The 25,967-nt window shown below is 45.2% G+C and carries 16 protein-coding genes and 1 pseudogene; 9 read left to right on the top strand and 8 right to left on the bottom strand.

Features of this window, described 5'->3' with window-relative positions; translation table 11 throughout:
* Positions 1 to 233 precede the first annotated feature (233 nt).
* Positions 234 to 4,223: a response regulator gene (locus ACLFWI_RS05540; RefSeq protein WP_446412098.1), complete on the top strand. Its 3,990-nt coding sequence runs from the start codon at positions 234 to 236 to the stop codon at positions 4,221 to 4,223.
* A gap of 66 nt (positions 4,224 to 4,289) precedes the next feature.
* Positions 4,290 to 5,552, top strand: coding sequence for a sensor histidine kinase (locus ACLFWI_RS05535; protein WP_446412097.1), 1,263 nt, complete (start codon positions 4,290 to 4,292; stop codon positions 5,550 to 5,552).
* Here the strand turns inward: ACLFWI_RS05535 and ACLFWI_RS05530 are convergent.
* Positions 5,544 to 5,825, bottom strand: coding sequence for a response regulator (locus ACLFWI_RS05530; protein WP_446412096.1), 282 nt, complete (start codon positions 5,823 to 5,825; stop codon positions 5,544 to 5,546). The two genes, ACLFWI_RS05535 and ACLFWI_RS05530, sit on opposite strands and share 9 nt — an antisense overlap.
* Positions 5,826 to 6,350: 525 nt before the next feature.
* Here ACLFWI_RS05530 and ACLFWI_RS05525 point away from each other — a divergent pair.
* Positions 6,351 to 6,917: a helix-turn-helix domain-containing protein gene (locus ACLFWI_RS05525; protein ID WP_446412095.1), complete on the top strand. Its 567-nt coding sequence runs from the start codon at positions 6,351 to 6,353 to the stop codon at positions 6,915 to 6,917.
* 139 nt (positions 6,918 to 7,056) lie between these two features.
* On the opposite strand, the gene ACLFWI_RS05520 is transcribed toward ACLFWI_RS05525, so the two are convergent.
* Entirely contained in the window at positions 7,057 to 7,314 is a 258-nt protein-coding gene (locus ACLFWI_RS05520) for a phage tail protein (RefSeq protein WP_446408373.1), read from the bottom strand.
* A gap of 253 nt (positions 7,315 to 7,567) precedes the next feature.
* On the opposite strand from ACLFWI_RS05520, the gene ACLFWI_RS05515 reads away from it, so the two are divergent.
* Positions 7,568 to 11,071 (top strand): WD40 domain-containing protein, encoded by a 3,504-nt coding sequence (locus ACLFWI_RS05515; RefSeq protein ID WP_446412094.1) that lies wholly within the window; start codon positions 7,568 to 7,570, stop codon positions 11,069 to 11,071.
* Positions 11,072 to 11,813: 742 nt separating this feature from the next.
* Here the strand turns inward: ACLFWI_RS05515 and ACLFWI_RS05510 are convergent.
* Positions 11,814 to 13,145, bottom strand: a complete 1,332-nt coding sequence (locus ACLFWI_RS05510) for an AAA-like domain-containing protein (RefSeq protein WP_446412093.1) — start codon at positions 13,143 to 13,145, stop codon at positions 11,814 to 11,816.
* A 410-nt stretch (positions 13,146 to 13,555) separates the two neighbouring features.
* On the opposite strand from ACLFWI_RS05510, the gene ACLFWI_RS05505 reads away from it, so the two are divergent.
* Together ACLFWI_RS05505 and ACLFWI_RS05500 are read left to right on the top strand one after the other, a co-directional pair.
* Positions 13,556 to 14,992, top strand: a complete 1,437-nt coding sequence (locus ACLFWI_RS05505) for a sodium/glutamate symporter (protein WP_446412092.1) — start codon at positions 13,556 to 13,558, stop codon at positions 14,990 to 14,992.
* A gap of 203 nt (positions 14,993 to 15,195) precedes the next feature.
* Positions 15,196 to 15,690 (top strand): hypothetical protein, encoded by a 495-nt coding sequence (locus ACLFWI_RS05500; RefSeq protein ID WP_446412091.1) that lies wholly within the window; start codon positions 15,196 to 15,198, stop codon positions 15,688 to 15,690.
* Positions 15,691 to 15,841: 151 nt separating this feature from the next.
* Here ACLFWI_RS05500 and ACLFWI_RS05495 read toward each other — a convergent pair whose 3' ends face one another.
* Positions 15,842 to 17,089: an RNA-guided endonuclease InsQ/TnpB family protein gene (locus ACLFWI_RS05495; protein ID WP_446412090.1), complete on the bottom strand. Its 1,248-nt coding sequence runs from the start codon at positions 17,087 to 17,089 to the stop codon at positions 15,842 to 15,844.
* A gap of 233 nt (positions 17,090 to 17,322) precedes the next feature.
* On the opposite strand from ACLFWI_RS05495, the pseudogene ACLFWI_RS05490 reads away from it, so the two are divergent.
* Positions 17,323 to 18,531 (top strand): annotated as a pseudogene (locus ACLFWI_RS05490) (ABC transporter transmembrane domain-containing protein); the annotation flags it as partial.
* Between the two features lie 944 nt (positions 18,532 to 19,475).
* On the opposite strand, the gene ACLFWI_RS05485 reads toward ACLFWI_RS05490, so the two are convergent.
* The 4 genes from ACLFWI_RS05485 to ACLFWI_RS05470 form a co-directional block, all read right to left on the bottom strand.
* Positions 19,476 to 20,333 (bottom strand): bifunctional class I SAM-dependent methyltransferase/HIT family protein, encoded by an 858-nt coding sequence (locus tag ACLFWI_RS05485; protein ID WP_446412089.1) that lies wholly within the window; start codon positions 20,331 to 20,333, stop codon positions 19,476 to 19,478.
* 292 nt (positions 20,334 to 20,625) lie between these two features.
* Positions 20,626 to 21,228 carry a vWA domain-containing protein gene (locus ACLFWI_RS05480; RefSeq protein ID WP_446412088.1) on the bottom strand — a complete coding sequence of 201 codons (603 nt, stop codon included), beginning with the start codon at positions 21,226 to 21,228 and terminating at the stop codon, positions 20,626 to 20,628.
* 246 nt (positions 21,229 to 21,474) lie between these two features.
* Positions 21,475 to 22,080 (bottom strand): vWA domain-containing protein, encoded by a 606-nt coding sequence (locus ACLFWI_RS05475; RefSeq protein WP_446412099.1) that lies wholly within the window; start codon positions 22,078 to 22,080, stop codon positions 21,475 to 21,477.
* Between the two features lie 340 nt (positions 22,081 to 22,420).
* Positions 22,421 to 23,497, bottom strand: coding sequence for a Fe(3+) ABC transporter substrate-binding protein (locus ACLFWI_RS05470; RefSeq protein WP_446412087.1), 1,077 nt, complete (start codon positions 23,495 to 23,497; stop codon positions 22,421 to 22,423).
* A 383-nt stretch (positions 23,498 to 23,880) separates the two neighbouring features.
* Between ACLFWI_RS05470 and ACLFWI_RS05465 the strand changes: the two genes are divergently transcribed.
* Complete coding sequence (locus ACLFWI_RS05465; RefSeq protein WP_446412086.1) at positions 23,881 to 24,501, top strand: hypothetical protein; 621 nt, start codon at positions 23,881 to 23,883, stop codon at positions 24,499 to 24,501.
* Positions 24,502 to 24,539: 38 nt separating this feature from the next.
* On the top strand, positions 24,540 to 25,664 hold the full coding sequence (dprA, locus tag ACLFWI_RS05460; protein ID WP_446412085.1) for a DNA-processing protein DprA: 1,125 nt from the start codon (positions 24,540 to 24,542) through the stop codon (positions 25,662 to 25,664).
* Positions 25,665 to 25,967: the final 303 nt, after the last annotated feature.

The following is a 25,967-nucleotide window of genomic DNA, read 5'->3' as shown; positions in this document are numbered from 1 at the left end:
CTTCCGGGAGCTAGGATTAAACCTGGTTCGTAGTAAGCGCTTGAGCGCTTCCGGGGGCTAGGATTAAACCTGTTTCGTAGATGTGATACAAGGAAAAAAGGTAAGTGTAAGGAGCATCGAGCAAATCCCAGCCTGGTCAAATGCTGATGATGAAAACACCTCCTTGAGCAAGGTGTAAATTGACCAACCCTTCCCCCAAGCTAAACCCAGTCAAGACTTTTGATGTTTGACCAATGATGAACAAGCCACCCTTTCTAGAAACGAATCCCCCAGAAAATGACCAGCAACCGTTGGCACAGCCTCATAAGTCTTGGCGTCCCCGTCATTTTCTAGTTTGGGTGGTAGTGGGTTTAACCACTGTGGCGATTGGCGCTGTCGCCACAGTCAGCTATTTTGGAGTGCGCCAGCTAATCTTAGAAAACATCAAACAAAACGCGCTCAATTCAGTGCAAGCTGAAGCCAGTGAAATCGATCGCTGGCTAGCCACGCGCAAGGCGGAAGTCGAAACGATAGCCAGTACCCCAATTCTGCGATCGATGGACTGGTCGCAGATTAAACCTTACTTACAACGGGAAGTCCAACGCAGCCGGGATTTTACCTCGTTTTCCCTAATCAGGGCGGATGGGACATTTCAAAGCAGCAATGAAGGTGAGGGGAATGTTCAAGATCGCCCACATTTCCAACAGGCGATGGCGGGACAAGTCTACGTCTCTGATCCCCTAATTAGTCGGGCGACCGAATTACCGATTATTATCATTGCCGCCCCGATTCAGGCAATGCCCCCTCAGCCCCCCCGACCCATTGGGACAACGGTTGGTGCGATCGAGATGGAGCGCGTTGCAGAAGTCGTCGAAAAGATATCTTATGGCAAGGACAGCTACGCCTTTGCCCTCAATTCTAAAGGAGTGCCAATTGTTTATCCTGACCAAAAAATGGGAACGCCAGAAAATCCCACTTCCAGTTTACTTGAGTCAACTGAACCCGATCTAGCTGCGATCGCGGGCAAGATGGTGAACCAAGAACAGGGAATCCAACAGGCAAACCTCTTTGGGGAATCCGTTTATGTGGCGTATGTCCACCTAGAAGAAGCAAACTGGTCGATTGCCTTAGTCATCAACGATGAGAGAATAGAAAGTCCGATCTGGTCACTCAACTTGCTGGCTATAGTCCTAGTCGCCCTCTTGGTCATTGCCATATTTTTCGTCTGGCGACAGGTGAAACTCTTTGAAATGACACGGGCTAAAGCCGCCAAAGAAGCACTGCTCAACCGCTTGACCAATCGCATTCATTCCTCACTCGACCTGGATCGCACCTTACCCGCTACCTTAGAAGAACTGACATCACTGCTGGGGTTAGAACGAGTCATTTTCGGGTGGTTGCTCGACAAAGAGACATTGAGAATTGCCTATATGTACACGGAGGAGGGTTTATCGAGCGAATGTAGACAGTTAAAGATAGCGACGTCCGGTAACTTAGAGACTCAGTTACGCAAGGGTGAGACCGTTGATTTCAAAGTATCCATGATCAATGGTCAATCGGATGATGCTGGTTTAGAAAACATCCCAGATAACCCTTTCTCGTCTCATCCTGCTACCTCTTCAGAGGAAACCTATATCCTGGAAAATGGTCACTATTCAGCGATTCCCATCCGTCCTCAAACCGGACCATTGGGCTATTTAATCTGTATCCACACCACCAGTTGGTCGTGGAGTCCCAGCGACATCGAACTCTTAGAAGCAATTTCTAAACAAATTGCCAGTGCTTGCACCCAATCCCATCTCTACACTAAAACCCAAGATCAAATTCAACTCCTCGACAATACCTTAGACTCATTAGAGCGAGAACGCCGACAACTGCAACAAGTCATTACCAGTGCGCCGATGGCAATGGCAATGTTTGATAACGAAATGCGCTATATGGCTCATTCCCAAAAATGGCTCACGGTGCAAGGGCTAGAGGGAGAATCCATCATTGGTCGCTGCCATTACGACGTCATCCCAGATGTACCGGAACAGTGGAAACAGATTCATCAACGGGCACTCACCGGGCAAGTGATCACCAACCCAGAAGATGTCTGGGAACGTAGCGATGGTTCTATCGTTTACATGCGCTGGGCAATTAACCCCTGGTATACTCCCAATGGTCAAGTGGGTGGGATTGTCATTGCCACCGACCAGATTAACGAGTTAGTCGAAGCCAGAGAAGCAGCACTGGAAGCCGCACGGTTCAAGTCCAAGTTTCTGGCGAACATGAGTCATGAAATTCGCACGCCGATGAATGGCGTCTTGGGCATGGTGGGACTCCTATTACAGACTCAACTCACGTCCCGACAGCGAGACTATGCCCAAACTATTCGCCGTAGTGCTGACCATTTACTGACAATCATCAACGATATCCTGGATTTCTCTAAACTAGAAGCGGGAGAAATGGAACTCGAAACTATTGAGTTTGACCTGGATGGCTGTATCGAATCTGTTCTTGATGTGTTAGCTACTCAAGCCGAAGCAAAGAACCTAGAATTGGCAACCTTAGTTGACCGCCAAGTCCCCCGACAACTCAAAGGTGATCCGGCTAGACTACGACAGATCTTGTTAAATCTGGCAAATAATGCCCTCAAATTTACACCCCAAGGGGAAGTGGTTATCCATGTCACTTTAGAAACCGCCACCTCCAAAAATGCCACCCTCCACTTTGCCGTGTCCGATACGGGAGTGGGCATTTCCCCAGAAGGGCAAGAAAAACTTTTCCAATCCTTTTCCCAAGTCGATAACTCCACCACTCGTCAATATGGTGGCACAGGCTTAGGACTAGCTATCTGCAAACAGTTGGTAGATTTGATGGGCGGTCAAATCGGTGTAGAAAGTCAGGTGGGTAAAGGTTCCACGTTCTGGTTTACGGCAAAATTTGACACCCAAACCAACGCTGAATCCCCCAGCACTCCCTTTGCCCTCACCCATCTGAAACTGTTGGTCGTTTCCGAAAGTCGCACCACCCGCCAATCTGTGCGTTACTTAGTTAATACCTGGGGAATTGGAATTGATGAAGCCAACACCGCAGAACTTGCCTTAGATGCCCTGCGGCAAGCCGCTAGCCTTGACCAGCCTTATGATGTGGTGATCTGTGATTGGCAACTGCCCCAAATTGAGGATGGGTCACTTATTCAAACCATTCGCTCTAATCCCGTGTTAAGCCACACCAAAGCCGTGGTGATGACGCCGATGAATCAACGGGATCAAGTCGAACAATTACTGTCTGTGGGAGCGGCGAGTTATTTGCTCAAGCCAGTGAGAGCCTCACGGCTATTTGATAGTTTAATGGCGGCTGTAGCGCCCGAAATGATTAAAGAACAGCAGGAGGAAGAACTAGCACAACATACAACGACTGGAGACTTGACTCATAGACAACCTGCGACTCCTCTGAATATCCTCTTAGCTGAAGATCATCCGATCAATCAACAAGTTATTCTCAATCAGTTACAGATGTTAGGTTATGAAGCCGACTGCGCCCCCAATGGTCAAGTTGTCCTGGAATTAGTCGAGCAAAATTCCTACGATATCATTCTCATGGACTGTCAGATGCCTGTTATGGATGGCTATGCGACTACAACTAAATTGATTGAGCGCTACGGTCGTCATCATCCGGTTATTATTGCTCTAACCGCTCATGCGTTTCCCGAAGACCGAGAACGATGCTCGGCAGTTGGTATGGATGACTATATCAGCAAACCTGTTGATGAGGAAATGTTGAGCGAACGATTGGAGTATTGGGCAACCCAGATTAGACATGATGGGGACAAAAGGCAGATGGCAGAAGGAAACGAGAAGGCAGAGGACAAAAGGCAGATAACAGAGGGAAAGGAAGACATTAACTCAACACTCAACACTTCCCCAATTAACTGGGAACACCTCCAGCGTGTCACCCTCGGTAAAAAATCGGCTCAAGAACGACTCTTGCACGCTTTTATTGAACATGCGGAAGCCGATTTAAAGGATATCCAAACCGGAATTGCGGCTGAAGACTATGAACAAATCTATGCAAAAGCCCATCGGTTGAGAGGATCAAGTGCCAATTTAGGCATGGACGCGATCGCAGAATTAGCCGCCCAAGTCGAAAACCATGGACGTTCCGGTTCTCTAGCCGCGATCAAAGAAAACGTTGGCGAGTTAGAACAACAACTGACTACAGTTTGCGAATACATCCGCAACATGAATGGTTCATCATGAATTCCCTGTTCCCCGTTCCCTATTCCCTATTCCCCGTTCCCTGATGAATGACAAATAAAAATAACCATGGCAAAAATCCTCGCCGTTGATGATGATATAACAGTACAAATCATTCTCCAAGAGTTGTTAGAGAGTGAAGGTCATCAAGTTCTGCTAGCGGATGATGGAGAAGCGGCACTCCGACAAACCCAAAAGCTTAAACCTGACTTAATCATCTGCGATTGGATGATGCCTAAACTCGATGGCTTAGAACTGTGCCGCCGCATCAAGGCAGATCCGCAACTAGCAACCATTTTTCTGATTCTACTAACCATACGTGAACAAGTCGCTGATCGCGTCCAAGGGTTAGATTCGGGGGCGGATGATTTTCTCTCAAAACCCATTGAACCAAGTGAATTGCAAGCCAGGGTTCGTTCAGGATTGCGGCTGCGTCAATTAAACCAACAACTCTCACAAGCCCTCCAACATCTCAAGCAAACTCAATCTCAATTAATTCAGAGTGAAAAAATGTCTAGCTTGGGTCAGATGGTGGCTGGAATTGCCCATGAAATTAATAATCCCGTTACCTTCATTCATGGCAACTTATCTCATATTGAGGATTATAGCCAAGACTTGTTCGATCTAGTTGAATGCTATCAACAGGAGTATCCCAATCCTAGCCCTCATCTGCAAAACAAAATAACCGATGTTAATCTTGACTTTTTGAGCCAAGACTTTCCCAAAGTATTGGCTTCGATGAAAATTGGTACTGAACGTTTGCGAGAACTGGTGTTATCATTGCGTAAGTTTTCCCGGCTCGATGAAGCTGAACGAAAACCAGTCGATATTCATGAAGGAATAGAAAGCGCTCTTTTTCTAGTACAACATCGCTTATCCACTTCCGCCGGACAGCCGTGGATTCAAATCATCAAAGAATACTGCGAACTTCCCCCATTTGAATGCTATCCAGGACAACTGAATCAGGTTTTTATCCATATTATTAATAATGCTATTGATGCTTTAGAAAGGAATCAAGAGAAAGAGACAGTAAACGATTATTTACCTCAAACTATACCAACTATTAAAATTAAAACTACTTTACAAAACAACTATCAAGTCCTTGTTCGTATTATCGATAATGGAATTGGTATATCTGACAGTGTAAAAACTCGAATATTTGATCCATTTTTTACCACAAAACCTGTCGGTCAAGGCAGAGGATTAGGGCTATCCATTGCCCATCAAATCGTGGTGAAGCAACATGGCGGTGAGTTGGAGTGTGTGTCTCAACCAAATGTCGGAACTGAGATGATCATTAAACTTCCGTTTAAAAAGTGTTTGTTAACTTAGAATGACCGGGATATCTTTGGTTTTCTCCCAGGTTTTGAGATGACGGCAGGTTTCAAATCCATCCATTTCTGGCATTATGACATCCAGTACTATCAGCTCTGGAGTCAACTGTTCTAGGAGTTTCAAGCCTTGGATACCACTCTTAGCGATTCGCACTTCATAGCCAGTATTTCGTAAACAGTCCGAAATCGGTTTCAGATTTTCGACCCTATCGTCAATCAGCAAAATTGTTGCCTGTCTATAAAAATCTTGGCTATTTTCATTGATAATCATGAACCTGTGCTGAGTCTTTGCATCCAACTGTTTTTTTATGTGATTTTATTGTGCTTTTCTGAATACCAAACACTATGGACTTGAGACGAGAATGACTATGGCGATTATACAAATAAAAAATATAGAGCAACTTAGCTATGTTATGGCAAATCGTCCAAATCGTCAAGACAATAACAATTCCTGACAAATATGACTTTTCTGACCTTCATGGAAATAAATCCCTTACTTTTATGACCTTTTCATTGAAATCAAAATGATATATTTATAGAAGTATAGCGGATTAAAATTATCAGCATTAAAATTCAGGCTGAGTATACAGACGACACCAAGAATTAGATCTATCGTTGTCTGGATACTAAAAGGGTAACTAACTATTACATTGTCACTTCCAATTGCTTGCTTTGTATTGAATACCCCGTTCGGATGAAGTAGTCGGATGGGGTCTGTGTGAACACAGTTTAATTCCCTTTGAATCAAGGTTAAAAGTATGTTCCTGTTCCGATTGGGACAGAAACACATAAATGTGTGCATAAATTAAAATTAACCGCTCAAAGGGGGTTACTAAATACTATCGAACAATTTCACCTAGCCGGGCAATTTTTCATGGAGATTAAATTTTCTATTCCAGAAGAACACAAACAGAAATTTCAATATACGAGTAACGTTACTCAAACAGAAAGAATCAATCAATTGAATGACTTTATCTTTAAAAGTCAAGATGTGAGAGAATGCAAAAGAGCTGAAGCAGTCAAACTGAGACTATTAGGAATCAGCTACCAAGAAATAGCCAACAAACTAGGAGTTTCTATCGGTTTTGTCGCTAAATTTCAAAGACAATACACGGCAAGAGGACTCGACGGCATTAAACTTAAATATAAGGGGTCAAAGGGTTATCTAACGCCTACACAAAAAGCCGAAATTGTTCATTGGATAAATTGTCCAAAAAACTGTAAATTATCGGCATTAAAAAGGCATTTACACGATAACTATGATGTTGTTTTCAAATCTAAAGAAAGTTATTATCAAATTTTGAGGGAGAGCCAAGTTTACTGGCGACAAGCGAATAAATGCAAAAAACCCATAAAGCCATAAAAAATATAGCAATCATATTTAGGTTGTGGCAATTTTCAAAGCTGAAACCCTTGCTATACCTGGATTTCAAGCCGTCCGCTTGTTGCATCCTATTTAGGATTGCTATAGGATTTATTGGTAGTTTATTCATGTCTAACTACTAATCCCTAGTCGAACAAATGCCTTGAGTACAAATAATATAAATAAACCGGGATTTCCTTTTACCATTTGCATTCTTAACAACGGGTAAATTAGGCAAAGCAAAAGTGGTTTTGCCATCACCCCCATAGGTATTGCCGATAATGGCAAATAAACCTTTATTTTGTGAAATGCTTAATTCCCTGCCATCACAAACATCCCAATTACTTGGGACAAATTTACCTGAAAAAGGAACGATAGTGCCAATGTAGAATTTCATGAAAAGTTTTCTGGATTTAATCAAATCAAGAAGAGTGAAGAAAAGGTGATCGCTAAAACTGTGTAAAATTACATTACCGCTTCAGTGTTCCTGAAATCAAGTCAGAAAAGTCATGTTTTTGGCCGGTTAAGACTATGACTTTTCTGACTTCTAAAATCTAAAAACATCTACTGATTCAAGGTTTATCTACTTCTGCACCATTCTCTTACTTCTCCTACTCCCCCAAACCTCCATAAAAAGCTAAAATTAGTGTATGTCTCAATCCATGAATATGAGCCATAATCTCTATCAGGTGGGGGGGAGTCTCACTGTAGATGACGCCACCTATATTTCGCGTCGAGCCGATCGCCTCCTCTATGATGCCCTATTACAGGGAGAATTCTGCTATGTCTTCAATGCCCGACAAATGGGCAAATCCAGCTTACGAGTCAGAATCCAGCAACAGTTACACGAACAAGGCTATCGCTGTGTCTATCTAGACATGACTCAACTGGGGAGTGAACAGGTGAGTCATCAGCAGTGGTATCGGGGCATTATGTTGGCAATTGTCAGCGAACTTCGGCTTTTGGGTAACATTCCCCTCAAAAAACGCTGGCAAGAGTGGGAAACCTTGCCGATGGTGCAACAATTGGGGCTGTTAATGGATGAGATACTTGCCCAACTCTCCGAAATCCGACTCTTTATCTTTGTCGATGAAATTGATACGATTCTCAGCTTATCCTTTCCGGTGAATGATTTCTTTGGCTTTATTCGGTATTGTCACGAATTACGCCAGAATCACGCCACCTATCAACGGTTAACCTGGGCATTATTTGGTGTGGCTACCCCATCGGATTTAATTCGCGATCGCACTCGCACCCCGTTTAATATTGGTCAGGCAATTGATTTAAATGATTTTCACTTAGAAGAAGCCTATCCCCTGCTGCGATATTTCCCAGATTATTTGCCCAATCCCCAAGGAATTCTCAACGCGATTCTCTACTGGAGTGGCGGTCAACCTTTATTAACCCAAAAACTCTGTCAACGGGTGGTTGAGTTGAGTACAATGGCAACAGAATCCAATCTGAGTCTTCCTCCGGGTACAGAAGACCAATGGATTGCAGAAATCGTGAGAACTCAGATTATTGACCATTGGGAATCCCAAGACAATCCCGAACATCTTCGCACCATTCGCAATCGCCTACTCTATGACGAACAACGCGCCGGACGATTATTAGGCTTATATCAACAGATTTTAGACCAAGACGGCATTATTAGTGATGACAGTCCCGAACAAACAGAATTACGACTATCGGGATTAGTGGCGAAACGAAACGGAAAATTACAGGTCAAAAACCCGATTTACAAAACCATCTTTAATCAGGACTGGATTCAAGCCCAATTTAATCAATTACGTCCCTACTCCCAAGCCTTAAACGGCTGGGTTGTCTCGAACTGTAGCGATGACTCTTGGTTATTACGGGGACAAGCCTTACAAGAGATGCTAATCTGGGCGCAAAATCAAAGCCTCAGCGATTTAGACTACCGTTTTCTATCCGCCAGTCAAGCCTTAGAACGCCAGTCAAGCCTAGCCAAAGCGGAAGCCGCCCGTCTCCAGGAAGTAGAAGCCCGTCTAGCCATTGAACATCAGCGCAACCAAGAACAGCAACGCAGTTTGAAACGACAGCGCCTATTATTAGCAGGGGTTAGCGGTGCTTTAGTGGTTGCGGCTGGATTAGGGATTTTTGCTTGGTATCAATATCGTCGGGCATCGGTGCGAGAAGCCGAAGCCATTGTCCAAACGGCTGAAGCCTTATTTGCCTCAGATCAACCCTTTGAAGCCTTATTACAAGCCATTCGTGGCAAACAGCAACTCAAGGGCTGGCAACGGGTGAATCCTGTCGTGCAATCTCAAGCCGATGCAATTTTAGAACGAGTGGTGTTAAATATTCATCAGCTCAACCGTTTGGATGGACATGAGGCAGCCGTTCTCACCGTTGATATTAGTCCTGATGGGCAAACCATCGCCACGGCGGGAGTCGATACGATGGTTAAAGTGTGGAATCGAGACGGAAAGCTACTCTCGACATTTAAGGCACATGAGGCGACGATGCGAGTGGTCAAATTTACCCCGGATGGTCAATTCCTGGCGACGGGGGCAGATGATGGCAACATTCACCTGTGGACTCCCTCTGGCAGGTTAAAACGCACGATTAAAAGCCATTTAAAGGGAATCTGGGATTTAGCCTTTAGTCCCGATGGGCAAACCTTGGTGGCGGTTGGACGTCCCAGTATCATGGAATTTTGGCAAATCGATGGTTCCCCTATCGAACACCTCAAGATCACGCCATCGGGGGGATTATCGGTGAAGTACAATCCCCAGGGGAATCTAATTGCCGTTGGCGGAAACGACGGTACCATAACCCTTTTCCATCGGGATGAACAACGACAACAGATCATCAATGCTCATCAGGCGGCAATTAATGCGGTTGCCTTTAGTCCCGATGGAGAAATCTTAGTGACGGGTAGCCAAGATCAAACGATTAAGCTGTGGCGCAAGGATGGTACATTGCTGAAAACCTTGACTCATCATAGTGCGGGCATTGTGGATATGGATTTTAATCCCGATGGGCAAACCTTTGTGGCGGGTAGCTACGACAAAACCCTGTCGCTGTGGACTCGTCACGGTACGCTACTCAACACGTTCAAAGGGCATCAATCCGCCATTTGGGGAGTCGCCTTTAGTCCCGATGGTAAGATGCTGGCGTCAACTGGGGCAGATAATACCGTCCTGCTGTGGCAGATTCACCATCCGTTCCATCAAAGCGTACACGGAACGGGGGGAAGAGCATTAAAGACAATTTACAGCCATGATGGACAACGCTTAGTCACGACTGGAGATCAAGATAATTTACTGTTAACCTCAACCTCTGATTTAACCATTAAATCTGTGGATGCTCAACACTTAGTGGTCATGAATTTGTCATTGCATCCAACCAAAGACCAACTGTTATCGACGGGAACAGATCAGACGATCAAAATTCGCCAGCTCGATGGCACCGTTTTACAAACGATTCAGGATCATGATGAGGTAGTCATGGGGGCTGATTGGCATCCCAGTGGCGAGGAAATCATCTCAGCCACCGTCTCGGCTCATATCTATCGCTGGAGTACCCAAGGTAAAAAGCTTAAACGTTGGTTAGCTCACTCCGCCCCGATTTGGGATATTCGCTACAGTCCCGATGGCACTCAGTTTGCCACCGCCGGGAATGATGGTACGGTGAAACTCTGGAGTCGAGAGGGCAAATTACTGCACACACTCAACCATGATTCAGTCGTGTGGCGCGTGGCATTTAGTGCCGATGGGGACTATCTGATTTCTGGGAGTGGGGATAAAACGGCAAAAATTTGGCGCAAAGACGGTACATTAGTCACAACCTTAACGGGACATCAGGCGGCGGTTTGGGGGGTGGCGTTTAGTCCCGATGGTGCTTTAGCAGCGACGGCTAGCATAGATGAAACGGTGAAACTCTGGACGATGGACGGGAAATTATTAGCTACCCTCAAAGGTCATACATCGGGGATTCGCACCCTGGCGTTTCGTCCCGATGGACAGGTTTTGGCTTCAGCCGGAGATGATAAGGCGGTGGTGTTTTGGAATATTGCCAACATTTTACAATTGCAACCGTTAGACTATGCTTGCGATTGGGTTAACGATTATCTCCGCACGAATTCCCAGGTTACAAAGACGACTCGAAACCTTTGTCCATCTGGTTAATCTGTTTAGCATTTCAAGTCAGTGAGCTACCACAGATACCCGACTTCTTGGAGAAGTCGGGTATCTTGCTCAGGTAGTTGATCTAGAGCGTCGGTCAAGTATTCCTAGAAACCGGGGAAAGGGGTGAGGATGACAACGCAATATCAACCTTTCACCCAAAGAAACCCGGTTTTTTGACCCATGTCTTAGGGATTTAAACTGACTTTTCACGGCATGGCTCTTGCGCTGCGCTAGTCGAACAGGGAGGGTGGGTTATCCTCCATGAGCTTCGAGGGAGCTTGAGACCAAGGTAAGGGTGAATTTTACGATTATCTTTCAGGTTACATCCAGATATGAATCAAACCTCCCCAACTTTCGCAGGTTTTGAGACGTTCCGTGAAAAGCCAGCGACTTAACTAGGATAACCGTCTGAAGCTACCTTACCAATTCAGTGATCCTGAAATCAAGTCAGAAAAGTCTGAACTTTTATCAGTCAAAATCTGACCTTTCTGACTTTTTAGACTCAAAAATATCTGACCTTTCTAATTTGACGGTTAAGATATCTCGCTCCCTTGAGTATAACGATGCCCACCGTTAAGTTGAATGGCAGGCTCCAGTCATAATTTTGAGATCGCCGAAAGGAGGAGCAACCGCACAAGCTTGGCGATCCCCGCCGCCCGACTTTATTTATTCCCATCTATCACAGATCCCCGACTTCTTGAAGAAGTCGGGGATCTTGCTCAGTCTATTCCCACCAAGTTTTTTACTCTGAATAATGGGTCAAAAAATATTTTCGATAAAGTTCACAGGGGAGACTTGCCATCAGTCCTTGCAGTTGCACCAAACCCAGTCCTTCTAAACGATGAGCCATTTGAGTATCTAGGGAAATCGGCTCTGAACTCGATAACACTTGATAAAAGGCTTGCTCTAACAGTGTATCCTGTGCCAACATAATCCACAGTTGCTCCAAATATTCCCCGTAGATGCCTTTAGGCGTGGGGGCTTCTGCTAAGAGTTGTTCTAATGATAAATAGCCTGAGCGTAACCAGTAAAACGCCAATTGGAGTAGGTAAGGATGACCACCCACTAAATCCAGTAAAGGATCTAGGGTGGAACTTGTTTCTATCCCCACTTGCTCAAGTTGATAACGTTGCGCTAATTCGCTAATTTGAGGGCGGGTGAAGGGGGGCAAGTTGACAGGAAGTCCGACATTAAAGGGAGATTGATTGGTCTGAATGGATAAGGTTAATTCGGTGGAATAGGCAATAATTAACCGTAACTTTTGCCAATTTCTTACACTGCGGGCTTGTTCATACCAATGACGCAACATCGAGAAGAAATGACTGGCTAAATCGGGATAGTCAAACAGGGTATGCACCTTGTCAAAAGCAATAACCAGAGGCCTGTCAACCGCATTGAGGCAATACTCTTGCATATAAACCGTGCAACTCATTTTACTTCCGGCTCCCTCAAACCAATAGTCGTCGAATTTGGGAGCTAAGTTCAACTGTTGGCTAATCACCCAACAAATCCATTGCAAAAATTGATTCAAATCCTTGAACATCGCTAGCTCTGCCTGTTGCACATTGACTAAAACCGTTTGCATTTCCTGCTGATGAGCAATGCCAAACAGACGATGAATTAAAGAGGTTTTGCCCATCTGTTGCGGCGCTTTCAGGCGCATCAGGCTCCCAGCTTGATGAAGGGTGTTAATGGCTAAGGTTTCTATGGGGAGACGCTCAATATAGAAGGGTGACTTAAAGGGAAGAGGACGACCGGGAAATTCGAGTTCTGCTATCGTGGTATTCGGTTGAGTTTTTCGCTGATATACTTCGGTGTTGTATTGAGAAAACTGAGTTAACATAAACGAAAGATTTCGCTTGTTAATGTCACAGTTTAATTCCTTAGATAAAGCCAGCCAAAGCTGAGAGCCAATGTCTTTAATGTAACCCGGATCATATCCCGTTTCTTTAGCAATTTCTCGATATAATTTTCCTGACAATGCCCGCTCTAATACAATTTCCTCAACCTGGCTTATTTTTCTGGTGTCAAGGATTGTTTTAACCCATTCAATTGTTTCTTTATGGCTATTCATTTTTAGGGGGAGAGGTCAACCTTACAGAAAAGATGGTTAATTTTAAATCATAAAATTCACGACAATATTACCATATCCGGTAGTCCTGCCAAGAGTGGCGATCATTGACAAACTCAACTAAATACCCATACTAAACCGCTGATTTTATGGACTTGTTAAAATCAAAATATGATTTTTAAAATATATAGCTTTATTGCCGTATAGCAGATTAGTAGACTCAGGCAAATCGAGAATTTTCTCGCCCATACATCTTTCCGACCTTGCCGAATGCTCAAATAAGCCTGATTCTGCACCTCCAAGGTAATACAATGTAATACGCAAGAAAAAAAAAGTGTTTCCTGAACCTAGTTATAACGATTGACTGGCTTGAAGGCGGGATAAAATCAAACATTACAGCATATAATTTTTCCATGCTTAGTCTCAAAGATGCCCTTTTCGCCTTTATCCTGGTTGCACTCCTGATTCTGGTGGGGCGGTTCATTCACCAAAAAGTCCGCTGGATACAGAAACTCTACATTCCCGAATCCATTGTCGCGGGTGTGGTGGCGCTATTGTTGGGACCTCAGGTTCTGGGTGCGATCGCAGATCCAAATTCACCCCTAGCGAATGGCTTATTCCCCGAATCCATTCGCAATGTGTGGTCACAGTCTCCTGGGGTGTTCATCAATATCGTCTTCGCCGCTTTATTTCTGGGTGAATCCATTCCTCATCCCCGAGATATCTGGAATAAGGCTGCACCTCAGGTTGTATTTGGTCAAAGTCTGGCGTGGGGACAATATGTGGTGGGTATTTTACTCACATTACTGATCCTTATCCCTGTCTTTGGGATCGATCCGACGGCGGCGGCTTTAATTGAAATTGCTTTTGAAGGGGGACATGGTACAGCCGCAGGGATGGCGGGGACGTTTCAAGAGTTGGGGTTTCCTGATGGTGCTGACTTGGCTGTCGGATTAGCTACCGTGGGGATTGTGTCGGGGATTGTCACCGGAACGGTACTCGCCAATTGGGGGAGACGCCAAGGCTATGTTCAGGGTGTTGAACAAAATGTAGCTGAACCCGAGTGGTTTGAGGATTACACCCACAGTGAAACCCTGCAAATCCGCAGGGCGCGATCGCTACTGATGCGGAATATGTTAATTGATCCCCTATCGCTGAACTTCGGCTTTGTCGGATTAGCGATCGCGATCGGGTGGCTGATTCTGCAAGGATTAGTCTGGATCGAGTCAGTGACATGGGGGATCGGCGGATTTGAAATGATGACGTATGTTCCCCTATTTCCTATGGCGCTGATTGGCGGGATTATTGTCCAGTTGCTAATGGAACGATTAGGACTGCATCCGCTGATTATTCGTCCTTTAATGAATAATATTGCTGGAGTCGCCTTAGATATTGTCGTCGTTACCGCCTTAGCCACCATTTCTCTAACCGTACTCGGAGAAAACTTTGGTTCCTTTCTGCTGCTGAGTGTCGCTGGGATAACTTGGAATATTTTTGCCTTCCTTTATCTCGCCCCTCGCGTGATTCCTTCTTACTGGTTTGAACGGGGGCTAGGTGATTTGGGACAATCGATGGGAGTCACGGCAACAGGTATTTTATTATTGCGAATGGTTGATCCCGACAATCGCTCCGGTGCCTTTGAAAGTTTTGCCTACAAACAGTTATTTTTTGAACCCATTGTTGGCGGTGGATTATTCACCGCAGCTGCACCGAGTCTGATTGCTAGATTTGGTCTGGTTTCCATCTTGTTTCTCACTAGCGGGATTCTCGTCGCTTGGCTGATTTTTGGATTTCTGGCATTTGGTAAACAAGCCAGACGAGCCAGAAAAGCGGAAAAGGGGATTGAGTAGGGACAGGATGCGGCGGGGCTGGGGGAGGGTGTAGAGACGTAGCATGCTACGTCTCTACACCACCGTTAACTTTTATCGTACCTACCTTAAAATAAGCATATCGACGAATCAGAAGGTATCTAGTTGGCTTTTTAGTCCCGGATTGCGGTCACGGGGTTTGTAGGAAAGTATGCTATCCGTCTGCTTTTACATTTGTAAGATCCATGCTCACACATCACCGTTTACCTGTTTGCCTTTCGGTTGTATCGACGGATCTGCCGATTTGGTTCACGATCGAAACGGCGGCTACGCTGTATCAAAAAGAACGCGATCGCTTTCACTTACTCTTGAGAGAACCCCCACTCCCGGAATGGGAATCCCGACATCCCCCCCAAACTAGCCCCACGGATGTCGTCAAGCGCACTCCCCAGCGACTTTTGTGGCTAGAAATTTCCCCCTATCGGATGATTATGACGATGCAGGCAAATGGTAATTTGAGTTATCGTCATCGTTGGGAGCGAGGGGTTTATGGTATCAGTCGCTATTGGCTTCATGAAAAGGCGACGAAGAAGCATCAGTCGTTGCAACTGCGAAATTATACCCAGATGCTGAAGTTAGAGGGATACCCCTTACCCCAAAGCTTGGAACTTGACTATGAACTCTGGTCGGGTAAGGTGCGCCTGGGTCACTACCTTCTCCGGCTACAGATGTACCATTGATGGGATGGGGAATTAGGACAAGAGAATTTTCACTACCAATCCAGTTTTTGCTGGATCTAGTGAATATTCGTTATAAATAAAAAAATATATTGTTATGCAACCAGATATTGACATCCTCCCCACCTTACTTCGTTGAAGGTGGGGATTCCCATCATCGCTGACGGGGGTTCCTGGCTCGTCGAGCAACCTTACTTTTTTGGGTTTCCCCATCCAAGCAGAGGGTCATCTCATCCCCAGGCGTTACTTTCCGAGTGCCCCTCGGTAGTTGTGCCAGACCTTGTAATGCCTTCATCAAAATGTTGATGGCGGCGTTGATATCTCGGTCATCTAAGTAACCGCAATGCGGACATTTATGAGTGCGAGTGGACAAGGCTTTCTTCACTTCCTGTCCACAATTGGAGCAGTCCTGAGATGTGTAGTGAGGCGCAACAGCAATCACTGGTACATCAAATACCTTGCCAAAATACTCTAACCACTGCCTAAACAACGTCCAGCTAGCGTCAGATATTGACTTGGCTAAATGATGGTTTTTGACCATATTTCGCACTTTTAGGTCTAGCCTTCGGCAAGCCGCTGGCGCGTCTACAATGGCTACCAAGTCTGCCGACTGGACAAGCGCCCTTGCAGTCTTGACTGCAAAGTCTTTACGCCGCCTTGATACCTTGAGATGCGTCCTACCCAACTGTTTGATGGCTTTGAGGCGATTCTTAGAACCTTTACTTCTCCTTGAAACACGTTTTTGTGCCTTTTTCAAGGCTTTTTCAGCTTTCCTCAAAAATCTGGGATTCTCTACTTTATTGCCATCAGAGTCAGTGTAGAAATGATTTAAACCAACATCTATGCCTACCATTCGATTGGTGGGTTCGTGATGTTCGTTACGCTCTTGATTGATGGAAAACTGAACATAATATCCATCAGCCCGACGAACAACACGCACTCGCTTAATTTGCTCTTTTTGGTAAAAGTGTAAGTCACGAGTCCCCCACATTTTAAAGTTTCCAGCCTTGAAGCCATCCCTGAATGTAATGGTTAATCGGTCATCCGATAATACCCAACCATCAACCTTGTACTCCACTGATCCATGGGTTTGATGTTTACGAAACTTGGGAAAACCTTTCTTGCCTGGAACCTTTTTCTTGCAGTTATCAAAGAACCTAGCAATGGCGCTCCAGGCTCTTTCGGCACTAGCCTGACAAGCTTGAGCCGAAAGCTTCTTGCACCATTCAAATTGCTCTCTAAGTACCCTGCAATATTTATTAAGGTCATATTTGTTGACCCCTTTGTTGTCCATCCAGTAACGGAGACAAGAATTACGCACAAAACGAGCAGTACGAATCATCTCATCCAAGATGGCGTACTGCTCGTTTGTTCCTCGTAATTTCGCCTCGAATACTAGCATTGTTGACTCAACTCTATGCCAAGCATTTTAGCATAGACCATTAGTTAGATAGTGCAAAAAGCAGGTATATTGAATACCTGCTTTTTGCCCGGAGGGAGTGAAGGCGGAGGGAGTGAAGGCACCCCCACCCTACTCCACTTCGTTCCTTCGTTCCGTTGAGGGCGGGGTTCTATCGCTCCCCCAGTCCCCCACGTCTCGATAGGCTAATGCAAACGGTAATTACCCCAGTCGCTACCCTAACCCAAAATCCCGTCAATCAGTCCTTCTCTCTGACTGTGTTAGTGGGTATCATTTTCATCGTCACTGTCGTCAGGGCATCGATTCAACCCTGGCTAGGTAGCTGGTTTCACTGGGCAATCCCTTTACGCGCCCGTCGCGATCAGTCAGAAAATGCTATCCGTAAAATTCTCACGCTTCCTCTAGAATTTTATGATGAAAATAACCCCGGACGAATTGCCGGACGACTCGCGAAAGGACTTGCCAATCATACCTGGACGTATCCGGAAATTGCCGGACAACTGATTCCCAAACTGGCACGGGTATTGGGCATTTTTGTGGTGATCGGGTTCATTGAATGGCGTATTGCCCTATTATTTTTGATTTCTTTTGTGTTTATCTTGGGGTTCAGTCTTAAGAATCTTAGGGAACTGATTATTGAGGAAGGTTTATTAGATCACCATCAAGAAAATACGGAAAGTCGCACCTCAGAAATCATCACCAATATCAAAACCGTCAAAGCCTTTGCTACAGAAGCAACCGAACTCAACCGACAGCGTAAGCGTCTCAACCGGGAACTCACATTTGTCTTGTATCGCATCCATTTGGGGTATGTGAAATTAGCCACCTGGCAACGAACGGTGATTCAGATCTGTGTCTTTTCTATTTTGGGGTTAACTCTGTTTGCCACGGTGCAAGGCAATATCTCATTAGGGCATTTTATCACCACTTTAACCCTGTCCAGCATTGCCTACGCTGAACTTGAACCCATCAACGATCTGGCGGAAGGTTTTGCCCGTCGCTATGCTTCTATGGTTCGATTACATGAATTCATGCAGCTTCCCGGAGGAACAGATGCGGCGGGAATCGTTTTAGATCCGGCTGAGAACGCCAAATCCTATCAATTTCCGGGCAAAGTTGAGTTGCAGCACTTGAGTTTCAGTTATGATGCCAAGCGTCCCGTTTTGCAGGATATTAATTTACGGATTGAACCCTGTCAAACGATCGCATTAGTCGGGCGATCGGGTTCAGGGAAATCTACGTTGGTTAAACTCTTATTTCGGTATTTTGAACCGAATCAAGGTAGCATTTTGATTGATGGTATCGATATTCGCCAGTTAGATGTGACTGGGTATCGTCAACGTTTGGCGATCGTTCACCAGGAGGTTGATGTATTTAACGGAACGTTGTTAGATAATCTGACTTACGGTAACCCTAATGTTAACAGGGATTTATTGGCGGTTACACTCGCTGCAAGAAACAGGTGAGTTATACTAAATCTGGGTTAACTGCTCCCTTTTTGCTAGAGATAAGGCAGAAGACTCCAAGGCAGACAGCCGAAGGTTTATTAACAGTAGATGATCGTTCCAGCGGTTCAATCTATCCTAACCTAAATGTCACTAACTTAAACTGAATGGCACGCTCAATAAGCAGTTTTGGATCGCAGAAACTCTTGATATAGTGTAGTGCTGTGACCCAACTAAAATAGGACTTTGTTTGTAGTGAGAACTTTAGTTCTCGCTTCGCCTAGCTGGAGAGGGCTGAAGCCCTCACTACGAAGCAAATCTATTGCACCATTTTAGGTGTGCCATGCCAGTAGTGGCGTGACCCACCTAAAATAGGACTTTGTTTGTAGTGAGAACTTTAGTTCTCGCTTCGCCTATCTGGAGAGGGCTGAAGCCCTCACTACGAACCCAATCTATTGCACCAAATTAGCTGGGTCAAGCCAGTAGTGGACTGACACAGCTAAAATAGGACTTTGTTTGTAGTGAGAACTTTAGTTCTCTCTCCGCCTATCTGGAGAGGGCTGAAGCCCTCACTACGAACCCAATCTATTGCACCAAATTAGCTGGGTCAAGCCAGTAGTGGACTGACACAGCTAAAATTGTGGATTAGATTTGACCATTGAATCGGGCGCAAGTCGAAAGCGCCCCTGCGTCTCCGGGCGTAATTCTAATTCATCAAATAAGGTGTGCCACGCCAGTAGGTTGGGTTTCGACTTCGCTTAACCCAACGAAATCTAGGGCTAAGGTTCCCTTACTACAAGCCAAATTTAATCTATCAAATTAGGTGTGCCATGCCAGTAGGGTGGGCATTGCCCACCAGCATGCCAGTCAGTACCATTCAACTTAAGCGGGTTTGGTAGTAGAGACAGCGCTTACTACAAAATTTAAAATTTTCGTTTAGGAATCGCATATCTGATGCCACCTTTTTTACCGATAACATCTCCCTGGTAACGAGGGATAATATGAATACTCGTGTGCATCATCTTTTGCCCCGCCTCTCTATTCACATTGAATCCCACATTAAACCCATCGGGATTAAATTGATCGGTTAAAAACTCTTGGACTTTGTTAACCATAAACCAGCCAGCGGATTGTTCTTTAAAGTCTAGGTCAAAATAATTGGCGACATGACGTTTAGGAATCACCAGAACATGACCTTTACTGGCTGGATACCCATCAAACATGGCATAAGCCGTTGCTGACTCGGTTAAGACTCGCAGACTTCTGCGAGGGTTACAAAAGATGCATTTATTGGGCGAATGCCGTTGATAATTATAATGGACGTATTCGTAAATTTCGCAATACTCGTCTAGGTGAATGGATTGGAATGGAAGTTTAACAATGCACTGATACGTCGGTTTTTTATGAATATAATGTTCTCGAAATCCTTCTTTTTTCAGATCGCGCCTCACAGCATAATAGGCTTTTCCACCGGGTTTTAATAAATGCGAAACGTTCATCAACACAGTTGCCTGTTCTTCAGTAAAGAGAACATTTAACACATAAAAGCAGAGGATAGTATCAAATTTAATAGTGGGGTATTCGGGGAAATAGTAAGGGTCATATCCGGTGATATCAAAGCCTTTTTGCCGCAGCAGTTTGACATCGTTGCCAAAGCCACAACCAAAGTCGAGAATTTTACCCTGAAGCAGATTTCTATCGGCAAGAATCTGTCCGGGAAAGGATAGATAAACTCTGTCTTTGGCGGTGAGATGACTGAATTTATTGGCTTGCTTTTTCATAAGACAGGGGACACCCAAAAAAAGCCACATTTGCCCGAAACCCAACAGAAGCTTCTCTAAGGTGGGTTAGTTTCGCCTACTGGCGTGGCACAGCTAAAATAGGGCTTTGTTTGGAGTAAGCACAAAGAGTGCTCTAACGCATAGCTGGAGAGGGCTAAAGCCCTCACTACCAAACAAATCTATTCCACAATTTTAGCCGTGTCAGTCCAGTAGTTTAAGTTGATATGGAAGGTTTAACTGATAACATTATTAATCAAACCGATAACTTGAGTAAACCCGCCCCGCTTAAGGTTTAATCCTGAATCGCATTCACTAAGACTTCCGCTAACGTCATCTCCGCCATGTCATCTAGGGTAATGGTGTCAGCAATATCAAATTTAGCACCTGCCCCTTGTAGTTCATCATCCAGAATCTGGAGAAATCGCTTCGCTGTGGGATCATTCCCGACTTGCATCAATGAAATCCCCAATTCTTCATCCCGATCCATTTGACGGGATGCTTCAATAATTACCCGCATCACCGCCTTGCGATCGTCGGGTTCGCCATCTGTTACCACCAAAATTATTTCTCCATCAGGTTTGGCAACTCCTGCAGTTTTGCGCTGAAAATAGTTATCCGTAGCATCTTTGAGGACAGAGGCTAAGTCTGTACGCCCCATCGGGTCATTTTCTTGAAAGATTTGAGTTACTTTATCGGAGGTGACATTATCATACCGTTTAAAGCGACTGGAAAACAGATAAATGGTGATACCATTGGCATCTAATTGTTCGCATTTTCGGGCGACAGCTAAGGTAGATTCCTGAACTGTTTCCCAACGGCTTTTTCCACCGGGTTGATCCGGTGTGGACATGCTGCCGCTTTTGTCAATAATTAAGGTGTAATCTCGATCTGGCATGATCAGCTTTCATGTATCTAAATTGGCTTCCCCGGCTTCAAGAGCTCCCCCTCACCACAGCACTTATTCAGCAAACCCTAAGTAGTGAGCAAGATGCAAAGCCTGCGGCATGGCTTCGCTAAACACACTACAAGGATTTCCCCATTCTTGATATTACGGTTTAAATGCCGAACAGTTTATGGAAGGTTTAACTGATAACATTATTAATCAAACCGATAACTTGAGTAAACCCGCCCCGCTTAAGGTTTAATCCTGAATGGCATTCAGCAAGACTTCGGGTAATGTCATATCTGCCATATCATCTAGAGTAACGGTGTCAACGATATCGAATTTGGCACCCGCCCCTTGCAATTCATCATCGAGAATCTTGAGAAATCGCGTTGCTGTGGGATCATTGCCCACTTGAATCAGGGAAATAGCTAATTCTTCATCCAGATCCATCTGGCGCGATGCTTCCACAATCACTCGCATCACCGCTTTGCGATCGTCCGGTTCCCCATCGGTGATGACTAAAATGGTTTCCCCTTGGGGTTTGGTTTGTCCCGCCGATTTGCGCTGAAAGTAGTTATTGAGTGCATCCTGAAGTACACTAGCCAAGTCAGTCCGCCCCATGGGGTCATTTTCTTGGAAGATTTGCCCTACTTTGTCTGAGGTAACGTTATCGTAGCGTTTAAACCGACTGGAAAAGAGGTAAATGGTGATACCATCGGGGTCAAACTGTTCACATTTTCGGGCGAGGGCGAGAGTTGATTCTTGGGCGGTATACCAACGGGTTTGTCCACCGGGTTGGTCAGGTGTTGACATGCTGCCACTTTTATCGATGATTAGGGTGTAGTCGCGGTTTTCCATAATTGAATCTGCCATAACACTGATTTCACGGATTTATTAGAGAGATTAGGGTGGGGTGTCAGATGTTGGTTACACTGATGACACGCTCGGTTTTGGTAGTTAATGACTAACCTGTTGATTACTTTTTAGTTTACCTGTGTGAGTATCTGAGGTTATATGCCTTTTGGTTGAATGTCACCGACTTAAGGGTGGTGGGCAATGCCCACCCTACTTTAATTGTGTCTGACGACTTAGAACAGATGAGGGCGGGTTTAGTCATATCCGGGTAGGCGAACAACGATAATCGTCAAACCCGCCCCTACCCATTAAAATTATCCTACAATCCCGACTGGGAGCATCAGGATTATTTCCAACCTGCCCGATCCATTAATTTCACGGCTTCTGGGTTCTTTTCTCCATAACTGACGACATCTAACTCCGATTCCTTAAAGTCGCCAAAGTCAGCCACAACGGAATTGGGTTCCATCTCTGTCACGACAGGATACTCATTCCCTTGATTGGCAAAGATTTCTTGGGCTTCTGGCGTCACCAGGTACTCTAAAAATTTGACCGCATTCTCTTGGTTCGGTGCATTGGTAACGACACCGCCGCCACTGATGTTGATATGAGTCCCATCGGCGCTTTGATTGGGGAAGAACACGCCAACTTTTTCAGCTACGTCTTGATCTTCTGTCGCATCGGACTGTTTGAGACGGGCTACATAATAATGGTTAACGATCGCGACATCACATTGACCGGCGGCTACGGCTTTAATTTGCGCGGTGTCATTTCCCTCAGGGGGACGGGCAAAGTTATCGACTAAGCCTTTTACCCAGGTTTCTGTCTCTTGTTCTCCTTTGCTTTCAATTTTAGAGGCGACTAAGGATTGGTTGTAGATATTTTCGGAACTGCGGATGCAAACTCGTCCTTTCCATTCGGGTTCGGCTAAGGCTTCATAAGTGGAGAGTTCCTCTGGCTGAACGTTCTCTTGGTTATAGACAATGATTCGCGCCCGTTTGGATAATCCAAACCATTCTCCTTGGGGATCACGGAGATTGGCGGGAACGGCTGATTCTAAGGTTTCTGAGGAAACGGGTTGCAACAAGCCTTCCGCTTGCGCCCGCCACAGGCGTCCCACGTCAACGGTAATTAATACATCTGCTGGACTGTTTTCGCCTTCACTCTTGATCCGTTCAATCAACTCATCGGCGTCTCCTTCAATCAGGTTTACCTCGATCCCCGTTTCCTCGGTGAAGTTCTCGTAGAGGGCATCATCGGTGTCATAATGACGGGCAGAGTAGAGGTTAATTTCTCCCGCATCGGCTGTGTTATCGGCTGCACCATCAGTATCGGCTTGTTGGTTAGGACTGGAACAGCCAGCAACGACTAATAGAGCGAGTCCAGAGCAGAGTCCGATTATACTACGTCTAGGAATTTTCATCTACGACCAGTCTTGTTGTGATTTGGGTTGAGTTCCAGTGAATCGCGATCGCTGTCCTTTGTTACCCGTTGCTAGATCGCTAACTATCTGAGCCTATTTGGGATTGGGCGACCTGATTTGCCCAGGGTTCACTCAGGTTGATTACGCTGCACTGGAGTAGACAGATGATCATTGTACCTGTTAATGGGATTTATTCTTAATTGAGTGATCATTCGTCATACTCGAAGAGCGCGAGAAGCAAGCTACGTCTTATGTAAGGGTTTGGGGTCTATTTACAGCAACTGTAGGATAGTTGAGTTTATTTCCACCAACCTACTTGAACGAGCGATATCATTTAAATGTTGCCTAGTAGTTGTCTCAACCCCATCAAACCTTGATATGATATGGCATACAGTGACTTTAGCCTAGACAAAGTCGTGAAAACATTTGAATTGACTATTTCTGATCAAGTCAAAATGTTTTCATCTACACCTGAAATAGAATGCAGTAATTATCTAATAGAAACCCTAGATTATAACGTGCCGTTAGCACTAGCTAGCAATACTGATAAATCAAGATCTGAGATGATTATTGCTCCCATCCTGATTGAACTAAGAAAACAGTTACAGCAACAGATAAGTCTGTTTTCTGGTGTAGAGTTTAACGTCGATCCTGCCCAAGGATTGAATGGAACTTGTGACTTTTTGATTAGCCGTTCTCCAGAACTGTTACTGGTCACCGCACCCGTTATCGTAATTATTGAGGCAAAAAAGGATAATGTTAATGCTGGATTAGGGCAATGTGTCGCGGAAATGTTAGCCGCTCAAATTTTTAATTCTCGCGAAGGGAATAAAATAAAGTCGATTTACGGGACGGTTACGACAGGCAGTATATGGAAATTTCTAAAATTAGACGCGCAAACGATTGAAATCGATTTAGGCGAGTATTTTCTCAACAACGTGAATAAAATTTTAGGAATTTTAGCCCACGGTATTCACGAATCTATTAATATTAATGACGAATGACAAATGACGAATGACAAATGACGAATGACGAATGACAAATGACGAAAGATCGCGCCTATTGGTTAGCTTGGTCACAAGTCCCGCGTGTCGGATCGGTGTTACTGCGACGCCTACAGCAGCATTTTGACACCTTGGCAGAGGCTTGGGCGTCTCCAGCGAGGGAGTTGGGTAGAGTAGAAGGGTTTGGGCTGCGGTTAATCGAAGCAGTAGAGAAGACGCGATCGCATCTCAATCCTCAACAGTTTCTAGAACAACACTGTATCAAAAATCCCTGTTTCTGGACACCTGCTGATCCCGACTACCCCCGCTTATTACTAGAGATTCCCAGTCCGCCTCCGGTATTGTACTATCGCGGACAGGTTGACCAGCAGGAAAATCAGGGGATGAAGCCGATGGTTGCGATCGTCGGAACTCGCGAACCAACCGATTATGGCAAGCGTTGGACAAAGAAAATTAGTGCAGCCCTGGCCAAAAAAGGCTTTACTGTAGTATCTGGAATGGCAGCCGGGATTGATACCGAAGCCCACAAGGGATGTTTAGAGGTGGGTGGGAGAACGGTAGCCGTTTTTGGCACAGGAATTGATGTGATTTATCCGCCTAGAAATAAACTCCTGTACGAGGCGATTTTAGATCAGGGATTAGTATTAAGTGAATATCCGGCAGGAACTAAGCCCAATCGTCCCCACTTTCCCCAACGCAATCGAATTATTGCGGGGTTAAGTAGGGCAGTTTTAGTCATGGAAGCGCCAACAAAATCCGGGGCGTTGATTACGGCGTATCAAGCCAATGAGTTTTGTCGGGATGTATATGCGTTACCGGGTTCGTTAGATAATCCCAATGCGGTGGGATGTTTGGGATTATTGAATCGGGGGGCAAGTGTGATTTTGAGTGAGGGGCATTTGTTAGAGATGTTGGGGGCGATACCGGAATTAGATACTGGGAAACAGTTGTCTTTATTTGAGCCAGAACCGGTTAAAGCGACGCCAGAGTTGGCGCCAGAGTTGGCAAAGGTTTTTCAGGTTTTGGGGATTGAACCAACACCCTTAGATGTAATTGTTCAGGAAACTGGGATGACAGTGGCGGAGGTTTCCGGGGTTTTATTGCAGTTGGAATTAGAGGGGTTAGTGTCGCAGTTACCGGGGATGTTATATCGGCGAAATTGAATCATTATTTTATCGTAGGGGCGCACAGACGTGCGCCCGGTTTTAGGGCTGTGTACCCGCACTTTTTTATCATTTCCCCCTCATCCCCTAACCCCTTCTCCTCACAAGGGTAGGTTTTTTAAGGTTGGGGTTCAGGTAAGACTTGGAGGACAAGTGGACCATCACTTCGACTTCGCTCAGCGACCGTAGACAAGGAAGAGTTTTAACGAAAAATAGGGCGTTTCGGCTTTTAGAAGTTAGAAGTGTGTTTGACCGAACCGAATTCTGTACGGTTTTTCCCCCTTGTCTTCTTTCCTTCCTTGT

This window comes from Coleofasciculus sp. (genome assembly GCF_046539235.1).
Lineage (GTDB): Bacteria > Cyanobacteriota > Cyanobacteriia > Cyanobacteriales > Coleofasciculaceae > Coleofasciculus.
The sequence above is the reverse complement of the archived record's forward strand: the minus strand, read 5'-3'. Positions and strand labels throughout refer to the sequence as shown.